Source organism: Pseudomonas rhodesiae (assembly GCF_007858255.1).
Taxonomy (GTDB): Bacteria; Pseudomonadota; Gammaproteobacteria; order Pseudomonadales; family Pseudomonadaceae; genus Aquipseudomonas; species Aquipseudomonas rhodesiae.
Map to the genome: position 1 here is coordinate 1 of NZ_VFEU01000052.1, position 9,121 is coordinate 9,121.

General features: G+C 62.4%; 10 protein-coding genes and 2 pseudogenes. All 12 read left to right on the forward strand.

The annotated features are described in order from the left end of the window. Positions 1–352 precede the first annotated feature (352 nt). The gene (locus FIV35_RS29120) at positions 353–619 is read left to right on the forward strand and encodes a nucleotidyltransferase family protein (RefSeq protein WP_016487057.1); all 267 of its coding nucleotides are present in this window, start codon (positions 353–355) and stop codon (positions 617–619) included. Further along, positions 616–1,002, forward strand: a complete 387-nt coding sequence (locus FIV35_RS29125) for a HepT-like ribonuclease domain-containing protein (protein ID WP_003100872.1) — start codon at positions 616–618, stop codon at positions 1,000–1,002. The genes FIV35_RS29120 and FIV35_RS29125 overlap by 4 nt, the downstream gene beginning before the upstream one ends. 236 nt (positions 1,003–1,238) lie before the next feature. Next, complete coding sequence (locus FIV35_RS29130; RefSeq protein ID WP_003465043.1) at positions 1,239–1,595, forward strand: cupin domain-containing protein; 357 nt, start codon at positions 1,239–1,241, stop codon at positions 1,593–1,595. 254 nt (positions 1,596–1,849) lie between these two features. Next, positions 1,850–2,176 (forward strand): hypothetical protein, encoded by a 327-nt coding sequence (locus FIV35_RS29135; protein ID WP_003100858.1) that lies wholly within the window; start codon positions 1,850–1,852, stop codon positions 2,174–2,176. Beyond that, positions 2,173–2,673, forward strand: coding sequence for a hypothetical protein (locus FIV35_RS29140; protein WP_003100856.1), 501 nt, complete (start codon positions 2,173–2,175; stop codon positions 2,671–2,673). The genes FIV35_RS29135 and FIV35_RS29140 overlap by 4 nt, the downstream gene beginning before the upstream one ends. Further along, the gene (locus FIV35_RS29145) at positions 2,670–3,041 is read left to right on the forward strand and encodes a hypothetical protein (protein WP_003100853.1); all 372 of its coding nucleotides are present in this window, start codon (positions 2,670–2,672) and stop codon (positions 3,039–3,041) included. The genes FIV35_RS29140 and FIV35_RS29145 overlap by 4 nt, the downstream gene beginning before the upstream one ends. Continuing rightward, entirely contained in the window at positions 3,035–3,592 is a 558-nt protein-coding gene (locus FIV35_RS29150; protein ID WP_004118524.1) for a recombinase family protein, read from the forward strand. Before FIV35_RS29145 ends, FIV35_RS29150 begins: the two co-directional genes overlap by 7 nt. 30 nt (positions 3,593–3,622) lie before the next feature. After that, positions 3,623–4,084: pseudogene (locus FIV35_RS29155) on the forward strand (FecR family protein); the annotation flags it as partial. A gap of 97 nt (positions 4,085–4,181) precedes the next feature. Then, positions 4,182–6,557, forward strand: coding sequence for a TonB-dependent receptor (locus FIV35_RS29160; RefSeq protein ID WP_016487054.1), 2,376 nt, complete (start codon positions 4,182–4,184; stop codon positions 6,555–6,557). 20 nt (positions 6,558–6,577) lie between these two features. Beyond that, positions 6,578–7,747 carry an ABC transporter substrate-binding protein gene (locus tag FIV35_RS29165; RefSeq protein WP_016487053.1) on the forward strand — a complete coding sequence of 390 codons (1,170 nt, stop codon included), beginning with the start codon at positions 6,578–6,580 and terminating at the stop codon, positions 7,745–7,747. Next, positions 7,744–8,802, forward strand: coding sequence for a FecCD family ABC transporter permease (locus FIV35_RS29170; protein ID WP_016487052.1), 1,059 nt, complete (start codon positions 7,744–7,746; stop codon positions 8,800–8,802). Before FIV35_RS29165 ends, FIV35_RS29170 begins: the two co-directional genes overlap by 4 nt. After that, a pseudogene (locus FIV35_RS29175) lies at positions 8,796–8,999 on the forward strand (ATP-binding cassette domain-containing protein); the annotation flags it as partial. The gene FIV35_RS29170 and the pseudogene FIV35_RS29175, both read left to right, overlap by 7 nt. Positions 9,000–9,121 lie beyond the last annotated feature (122 nt).

Genomic DNA, 9,121 nt, shown 5'->3' on the forward strand with positions numbered 1-9,121 from the left:
TTCGGGAAGTAAGGTGCTTTGACCTCGATGTTCACCCTGGATAAACCGTTTCATGGGCGTCCCTTGCGATGAGATTCTCGGAAATCATAGCAAGGGTTTACCGGGATGTTTTTACACACTCTGGGCCGGCAGCAGCCCGTCGTTGCCTGATGGATCCAACCCCTCCGCTGCTATAGTGCAGTCGGCTTCTGACGTTCAGTGCAGCCGTCTTCTGAAAACGACAGACAGCGGCACGGGAATCAAGGCATTGCGATTCTCGAAAATAGTTCTTGAAATTCTATTCTTGATTGCATATCATCTCAACGAGTTTCGATAAGAAAGGATGCCCATGCGACCGTCTGTTGTGCTTGACATGAAGCGAAGCGCAGTGCGTGAAGCGGTAGGCCGCTTTCGCGCCGCGAACCCGCGCGTCTTCGGCTCGGTGCTGCATGGCACCGACCGGGATGGCAGCGACCTCGACCTGTTGGTCGATGCGCTGCCCGGTGCCACGTTGTTGGACTTGGGCGATTTGGAAGAAGAACTGAAATCGCTGCTCGGCGTTGACGTCGATCTGCTGACTCCCGGCGACCTGCCGCCGAAGTTCCGGGCCAAGGTGCTCGCGGAGGCGCAACCGATATGAGCGAGAACCGCCTGCCCGATTACCTCGACCACATTCAGCAGGCCGCAACCGATGCGCGCAGCTTCGTGGAAGGGATGGCCAAGGACGACTTCTTGGCCGACAAGCGCACCCAGCAGGCCGTCATCATGAGCCTGATCGTCATCGGCGAGGCGGCCACAAAGGTGATGGATGGCTACGTCGAGTTCACCCAGGCGCATGCCGACGTGCCGTGGCGCAGCATGCGCAATATGCGTAATCGCATGGCTCACGGCTATTTCGACATCAACCTCGATGTGGTGTGGGAGACGGTACAGGAATGGCTGCCGGCGTTGCTCCAGCAATTGCCCGCCGTGCGTCAGGATGCCGACGATGAAGACCGTAACGACAAAGGCATGGAGCCATGACCAATCAAGCCGCCGATGTTCGGCCCCTCTGGCGTGTTCGATCCCGCGACCTATGAGCCGCGCTCGGGCAAGACCTTCTGGATGGCCGCAACGGACGTGAGTTCGCTGGTGGGCAAGGAGGCAGCAGCCGACACGCTCATCGGCAACTGCACGACCGCACGACCAGCCTCCCGTTCAAATTCGAGTTAGAACTCATATCCAGCCTGTCTGGGGGCACTGTGAAAGAGGGATCTCCGATGACTGTTGAATCGAGAATATTTTCTGTAGCCGAGTATGTTCAGCCGTCCGAAGGCGAGCCTATTCGTTCCGTTGTGCTTGAAACCCGAGACTCAATTATCGTGGTTTGGCATGTCCATCCCGGGCAGGAAATTGCGGCTCACATTCATCCTCACGGCCAAGACACGTGGACTGTTTTGTCGGGAATGGCTGATTACTTTCAGGGCAATGGGATTGTTCGTGCCCTCAGGGAAGGTGAGATAGCCGTGGCAAGACCGGGCCAAGTGCACGGGGCGCGAAATACAGGTACCGAGCCATTTGTGTTCGTCTCGGTTGTGGCATCAGCCAATGCCGGTTTCGTATTGGCTGAGCGATAGAGCCCAATCTCTGGAGTTGGTCCAATGAGCGGTCGGGGAGATAGGTAACAGACATGCAGCGGACACGGCTGCTAAACCAGGTCGCAAACCTCCTTGCGTCGCAGCGTGCCGCAAGCGACGCGATCAATCGAATGGGGTCGGCATGAGACTGAACACCATCCAGTTCCCGACCGCGTAGCCGCCTGTCCTGCCGATCAGGTCTTGACCATCGACGCCTGGGATCAGTCCTGAATGTTCTTGGAGACCACTACGTTATGAGCCGCAGCCGCCGCAAAACACCCATCGTCGGGCACACGACCTGCGGCAGCGAGCGCGAGGACAAGAAGCTCTGGCATCAGCGCTGGCGCACCCGTGAGCGCACGGCGCTGACCAGCGCGTCGCCCGAAGCCCTGAGCGCCCATCTGCCCCTGCTGGAAAACCAGGCCAGCAGCGTCTGGTCGATGGGCAAGGATGGCCGCTCCTACTGGCCCGTCAAGCGCCAGGCCGCCACGGCGGATCGCATCGCCAATCACAAGGGACGCAACCCGCAAGAACGCGCCTCCCTGAAAAAGCGCCTGCTGCGCAAGTGGATGAGCAAATGAAGCTCTCCTTCCATCAGCACATTGCGCTGTTCTGGATGATCGGTGCTCCGGGCGTCTTCGCGCCCGTGATCGAGAACGCCAAGCGGCCCGATGCCGGCGCCGTCATGGCGTGGGGTGTCGCGATCGTGGCGGTGATGATCCTCTTCACCCCTTTGCTGCTGCGCTGTCCACCATTCCGGCGCTGGTATGGCCGGACGGATGCGCTGTCGGAGCGGCAGCGCCAGGCGCTTGCCGAGCGCGGCCTGCGCCGCTACTACCAGACCGCTTTCGATGACGGCTACGTGCCCCGCGTGATGCCCTACGTGTGGCGCATCATCTGGACGGTCGGCGGGTTGATGGCTGTGACCGCCGTACTGCCTACCAACACCGGACGGCCAGCCTTCGATGCCTTGGTGGTCTTCTCGACCTGGTATCCGATAGGCGTGATGCTGCTGGTTTTCGCGTCGAGGCCCCTTGGCCGGTTGATTCGCCAAAGAGCACAGGAGCGGCGGAAATGAGCACGTCAACCATCGAGGCGCTGGCCAGCGCCTGGGCAAGGATTGCCGAGGAAGCGGAATTCCCCGCTGACTACGAGGGGACTGCCACACCACAAGCGCATCGGGCTAGCGAAGCTATTCAGGAGCAGATTCGGGAGCGCATCGTCGCCACCAACGACATGCGGCTGTTCAGCCTGCTGCACCTGCTGGGTCAGGCGTCGCTGCGCATGGAGCAAGCGCTGTGGCCGGAGGATTACGAGCGGATGACGCGCGAGGTTGAGGAAGCCCTGCGGCAAGCCACCGACGCCAACGCCAGATCGTACACCCACGAAGAAGTGATGCAGGCGATGCAGGAACGCATCGACCGGGCGCGAGACAAGCCATGTTGATTGGCTATGCGCGCGTCTCGACGCAGGATCAGAACCTGGAGCTGCAACGCGAAGCCTTGAGCAAGGCCGGATGTAAAAAGGTCTTCGAGGACAAGGTGAGTGGCACGCGGGCAGACCGGCCTGGCTTGGCCAAGACGCTCGAAATGCTGCGCGAAGGCGATACTTTGGTCGTCTGGAAGCTCGACCGGCTGGGCCGGTCGGTCAAGCAACTGGTCGATCTGGTCGGCGAGCTGCACAAGCACGGTGTCCAGTTCAGGAGCCTCACCGACTCCATCGACACCGGCACACCATCCGGGCGGTTCTTCTTCCACGTCATGGCGAGCCTTGCCGAAATGGAGCGCGAGCTGACCGTCGAGCGCACCCGCGCCGGGCTGGAAGTCGCCAAGCAGCTCGGCCGCAAAGGCGGCCGCAAGCCGAAGATGACCGACAGCAAGATCGAGTCGGCCAAGAAGCTGCTGGCCAGCGGGGTGCCGCCCAAGGACGTGGCCAAGAACCTCGGCGTGTCCATTCCGACGCTGTACCGCTGGGTGCCAGCCTCCACGCACGCTTAGCGTGCTTTATTTTCCGTTTTCTGAGACGACCCCTTCCTGGTCAGTACCGCACAGGGCCACATGCAGGCCCTGGGCACGCGTTTCATCGTCCGCCAATTGAGCCCGTTCACCCACCTTGCGGTATTGGAAGGCGCCGTCAAAGTGGTGCTGGCCGAGAACCGCCAGGCCGAGTCCCTGATCGTCAATGCCGGACAACGCATGGCATTCACCGCACAGGCCTTTGGCGCGGCGAACCCCACTGACCGTAACGCCAGCGCCTGGACCCAGGGCATGCTGATGGCGGACAAGATGCGCCTGGCGGATTTCGTCGCTGAGGTCACCCGCTATCGCCACGGCTTCGTCAGGTTCGACCCGGCGATTGCCGACCTGCGCATTTCCGGCGCTTTTCCGATCAGCGACAGCCAGCGCACCTTGAACATGCTGGTGCAAACCTACCCGGTCACCGCCACCGCTCATCTGCGAGGGTACTGGGTCACCTTGTCCCCGGCCTGAGTCTCCAAAAAAAATCTGCCGCTGGCTGATACTTTTTTCGATCTCGGCTGGCCTGTACAGAAACCTCCATTGCCTCTCGCCACAGGGTCATCCATCCATGCCTGTCATTTGCCGCGCGCTGCTGAGCCTGACCCTGATCAGCGCTGCCTGCCCGTTGGCGATGGCAGCCGCGCCGGTGCAACTGGATTCGGTCGTGGTCCATGCCTACAACATCGCCCCCGGACCTCTGGGCGCAACGCTGTCGAGCTTCGCCGTGGATGCCGGCATCGCCCTGTCGTTCGAACCTTCACTGACCGAGGGCTTGATCAGCCCGGGGCTAACCGGATCTTGCTCGACCCGCGAAGCCGTGACCCGCTTGCTCGCCGGCAGTGGCCTGGACATGGTCCTGCGCAGCGACGGCAGTTACACACTGGTGCAACGTCGGGTCACCCTCGAGGAAACCACCATCGACGGCATCGACACACGCAGTGACAGCCTGCCACCGGTGTATCCGGGCGGCCAGGTGGCGACTGGCAGCCGTCTGGGCATGCTCGGCAACACCGCCGTGATGGATGCGCCATTCAGCGTCAGCACCTACACCGCCGCGCTGATCAAGGATCAACAGGCAAAGACCGTGGGTGATGTGCTGGAGCGCGACTCATCGGTGCGCTCCACCGGCCAGACCGGTGGCATCGTCGACTCGTTCTTCATCCGGGGATTTCCCGTCGGTGAAGGCAACCTGGGCGAACTGGCCTTCGACGGCGTCTATGGCGTGGCCTCCAACTACCGGGTGTTCACCGAATACGCCGAACGCATCGAAGTGGTCAAGGGGCCCGGCGCGCTGCTCTACGGCATGTCGCCCAACAGTGCCGTGGGCGGCGTGATCAACGTGGTGCCCAAGCGTTCTCTCGATGAAGACCTGACCCGATTCACCGCCAGTTACGCCCAGGACGCCCAACTGGGCGGTCACCTGGACCTCAGTCGACGCTTTGGCGAGGAGCGCCGATTCGGTATGCGCCTCAACGGTAGCGTGCAGCAAGGTGACACGGTGATCGACGATCAGGACCGCGAGGTCGGCGTCGGCGCGCTGTCCCTGGATTATCAAGGAGATCGCCTGCGCACCAGCCTGGACCTGGTGAGCCAGGAAGAACGGTTTGACGCCGCGTCCCGACCGTTCCTGATCGCGTCGGGCGTGCAAATCCCTTCTGCCGCCAACGGCCGGACCAGCGTCAGCCAGGACTGGGGCTGGTCCAGCACCCGCGACAAGTCGGCCCTGCTCAGCGGTGAATACGACCTCAACGACCAACTGACGGTGTTCGCCCATGCAGGCGGTGGCCAGTCGAAGGTCGCACGCATGTCCGACCAGACGCCCACGATCATCAACGCCGCAGGCGACACCTCGTCGATCCCCGGTTATTACAAGTTCGAAGTCCGGCGCTACACGGTCGACGCCGGTGCGCGCCTGCGATTCGACACCGGTCCCGTGAGCCACAGCACCGCCCTGCAAGTGACGCGTTATCGCGATGAATTATCCCGGGGCATTTTGTCCGGGCCTGCGGTGCTGTCGAACATTTACCACCCGGTCCATCGCCCCAAACCCGCGATTGCCGAGCCGGCCACGCCCAAAGTGTCGGCGACCGAGTTGTCCGGCATCGCCCTGGCCGACACCCTGTCGATACTCGACCAGCGCGTGCAAGTGACCCTGGGCCTGCGCAAGCAGAACATCCAGTCCCACAACTACAACGCCGCCGGTGCAGTCACTTCAGCCTATGACGATGGCAAGACCACGCCGTTGTTCGGGGCCGTGCTGCGGCCCTGGGATCACGTGTCGTTCTACTACAACTACATCGAAGGCCTGAGCAAGGGGGACGTCGCCCCCAGCACCGCTTCGAACGCCGGCGAAATCTTTGCCCCCTACGTGTCGCGCCAGCAGGAGGTCGGGGTCAAGCTCGATTACGGCAGCTTCATGTCGAGCCTGGCCCTGTTCCAGATCAAGAAGCCCAGCGGCGAATTGTCTTCCGGGGTGTTCGCCGTCCAGGGTGAACAGCGCAATCGCGGCGTGGAGCTGAACATGTCGGGCGAAATTGCCCAAGGCACGCGCCTGCTCGGTGGCGTGACGCTGTTGGACGGACAACTGACCAGGACCAGCGTGGCGGCCAACCGTGGTAACAAACCGGTGGGCGTGCCCGACGTGCAAGCCAACCTCTGGGCCGAGTGGGACACGCCCTGGGCCGAAGGGCTGACACTCACCAGCGGCGCGATCTACACCGCCAGCCAATACGTCAACCAGGCCAACACCCAGGAACTGGCCCCGTGGACGCGCATCGATGTCGGCGCTCGATACGCCACGCGTATCGCTCAGCGACCCACGACCTTTCGCGCCACGGTGCAAAACGTTTTCGACCGTGAATATTGGTCGGGAGTCGCCTCCTACGGCGCATTTTCCCAGGGTTCACCACGCACCCTGCTCCTGTCGGCCACGGTCGATTTCTGACACATGCAAAGGCCTTGATCATGCTCACCATTGTTCGACGCAGCCACGCCCTGGCCGCGCTGCTGTTTGCTGGATTGCTGGGGGTTTCACTGGCGTCATTGGCCAACGAAGCGGTTGACACACGCAGCACCGTGACCGATTTGCTCGGGCGCAAGGTCAAGGTAAACCTGCCAGTCAAACGGGTGATTCTCGGCGAAGGCCGCCAGTTGTACCTGGTGGCGGCGCTGGACACGCAAAACCCCATCGAGCGTATCGTCGGCTGGCGCAAGGACCTCATCCAGTCCGATCCCGACACCTACAACGCCTACCTGCGCAAGTTTCCGGGCATTGCCGACATCCCCACCTTCGGCGGGTTTGAAGACGGCACCTTCGACATCGAGCAAGCGATCTCGCAGCGCCCCGATGTGATTGTCCTCAATATCGAGGCCCAGCACGCGACCGAAGATGCGCGCTACATCGAGAAGCTCGACGCCCTGGGCATTCCCGTGGTGTACGTCGACTTTCGCAACTACCCGATGCAGAACACCGAGCCGACCATGCGCCTGTTCGGCCAATTGTTCGGCAAGGAGCAACGCGCCGAAGCGTTCATCGCGTTCCGCAACCAGCAGATTCGCCGGGTCACCGACGTGATTGCCGCGCACCAACCTGCGCGCCCCAAGGTGTTCATCGAGCGCATCGGCGGCTACACCGACGATTGCTGCCTGAGCTTTGGCAACGAGAACTTTGGCCGCTTCGTCGAAATGGCCGGCGGCGACAACATCGCCAGGGACATCATCCCCACGACCTTCGGCCAGTTGAACGCCGAGCAGGTGATCGTCGCCAACCCTGACCAGATTGTCGTGACCAGCGCCAACTGGGAAGCCTTCGCCCCGGGCGGGCATTGGGTGGGTGTGGGTCCGGGCGCGGACATGGCCGAGGCCCGACGCAAACTGGCCTGGTACACCGGTCGCCCGGCCTATGCCGGAATCAAGGCGCAGGACAGCCAGGCCTTCCACGCCATCTGGCACCAGTTCTACAACAGCCCCTATCAGTTCGTGGCCATCCAGCAACTGGCCAAATGGTTTCATCCGACGCTGTTTGCAGACCTCGATCCGCAAGCCGCGTTTCGCGAGTTGCATGAGCGCTTCCTGCCGGTGCCCTACGAGCCTGGCTATTTCGTCAGCCTGGGCGAACCCGAGATCAAGCCATGAATGCGATCAACGATACGATGGTCCAGCGCGACACCTACCGCCGCCTGGTGGTGCGCAAACGCCTGATCCTCGGCGCCCTGACGCTGCTGTTGTTGGGCAGTGTGTTGCTTGACCTGGCCCTGGGCCCGGCCAGCTACAGCCTGGGCGAAGTGCTCGGTGCGCTGCTTTCACCGGACAGCGCCGCGCCGCAGGTGCGGGTGGTGATGTGGGATATTCGCCTGCCCGTGGCACTGATGGCGGTCGCCGTGGGCGCGGCGTTATCGCTGGCCGGGGCGCAGATGCAGACCATCCTCAACAACCCGTTGGCCAGCCCGTTCACCCTGGGCATTTCCGCGGCAGCCAGTTTCGGCGCCGCCATGGGGCTGGCGTTCGGTGTGGCGCTGTTTCCGCTGGCAGCGCAGTACATGGTGCCGGCCAACGCGTTCATCATGGCCATGCTCTGCGCCCTGCTGATCCACTTCTTGAGCCTGCGCCGTGGCGTCACCGCCGAAACCATCGTGCTGCTCGGCATTGCCCTGGTGTTCACGTTCAACGCGTTGCTCGCACTCGTGCAGTTTTTTGCCACCGAGCAAGCCGTGGCCGCCGTCGTGTTCTGGACCATGGGCAGCCTGACCAAGGCGACCTGGCCCAAGCTGGGCGTGATCTGTGTGGTGATCCTGATCACCCTGCCGATTTTCGCCAGGCGCACCTGGGCGCTCACCGCCCTGCGGCTGGGGGATGACAAGGCGGCCAGCTTCGGTATCAACGTGCGCAGCCTGCGTTTCCAGACGCTGATCATGGTCAGCCTGCTCGCTGCGTTTCCCGTGGCCTTCGTCGGCACCATCGGCTTTATCGGGCTGGTCGGCCCGCACATCGCGCGGATGCTGATTGGCGAAGACCAACGTTTCTTCCTGCCGGCCTCGTTGCTCACCGGCGCACTGATCCTGTCGGCGAGTTCGGTGGTCAGCAAAACCCTGATCCCCGGCGCGATTTTCCCCATCGGCGTGGTCACGTCCCTGATCGGCGTACCGTTCTTTATCTCTCTGATTCTCGGCGCAAAGAAAAACTCATGGTAACGATCCAGCTGCAAGACCTCGGCGCCAGCTATGGCCAGCGCACGATCATCAGCGGTGTGACCACCACCGAGTTTGTCGGCGGCCAGGTGGTCGCCGTGGTCGGGCCCAATGCCGCAGGTAAATCGACCCTGTTCAAGCGCATGGCAGGGCTGATCGACGGGCCCGGCGAGGTAAAGCTGCAAGGCGCGGAAAAGGGGTTTGGGGAGCAATGGAACCAAAAACCAACGTAAGCCCTACCAACGCTTTTCGGTGTCTTCTTCCCAGGCGCCCATCTCGACAAAACAGTTGCGCATGTCGGCCTCCTGGCTGATCTCGGTCA

Bases quoted from the DNA above. Each gene is read 5' to 3' on its own strand.
- FIV35_RS29120 (WP_016487057.1), top strand. From the start codon at position 353: ATGAAGCGAAGCGCAGTGCGTGAAGCGGTAGGCCGCTTTCGCGCCGCG.
- FIV35_RS29125 (WP_003100872.1), top strand. From the start codon at position 616: ATGAGCGAGAACCGCCTGCCCGATTACCTCGACCACATTCAGCAGGCC.
- FIV35_RS29130 (WP_003465043.1), top strand. From the start codon at position 1,239: ATGACTGTTGAATCGAGAATATTTTCTGTAGCCGAGTATGTTCAGCCG.
- FIV35_RS29135 (WP_003100858.1), top strand. From the start codon at position 1,850: ATGAGCCGCAGCCGCCGCAAAACACCCATCGTCGGGCACACGACCTGC.
- FIV35_RS29140 (WP_003100856.1), top strand. From the start codon at position 2,173: ATGAAGCTCTCCTTCCATCAGCACATTGCGCTGTTCTGGATGATCGGT.
- FIV35_RS29145 (WP_003100853.1), top strand. From the start codon at position 2,670: ATGAGCACGTCAACCATCGAGGCGCTGGCCAGCGCCTGGGCAAGGATT.
- FIV35_RS29150 (WP_004118524.1), top strand. From the start codon at position 3,035: ATGTTGATTGGCTATGCGCGCGTCTCGACGCAGGATCAGAACCTGGAG.
- FIV35_RS29160 (WP_016487054.1), top strand. From the start codon at position 4,182: ATGCCTGTCATTTGCCGCGCGCTGCTGAGCCTGACCCTGATCAGCGCT.
- FIV35_RS29165 (WP_016487053.1), top strand. From the start codon at position 6,578: ATGCTCACCATTGTTCGACGCAGCCACGCCCTGGCCGCGCTGCTGTTT.
- FIV35_RS29170 (WP_016487052.1), top strand. From the start codon at position 7,744: ATGAATGCGATCAACGATACGATGGTCCAGCGCGACACCTACCGCCGC.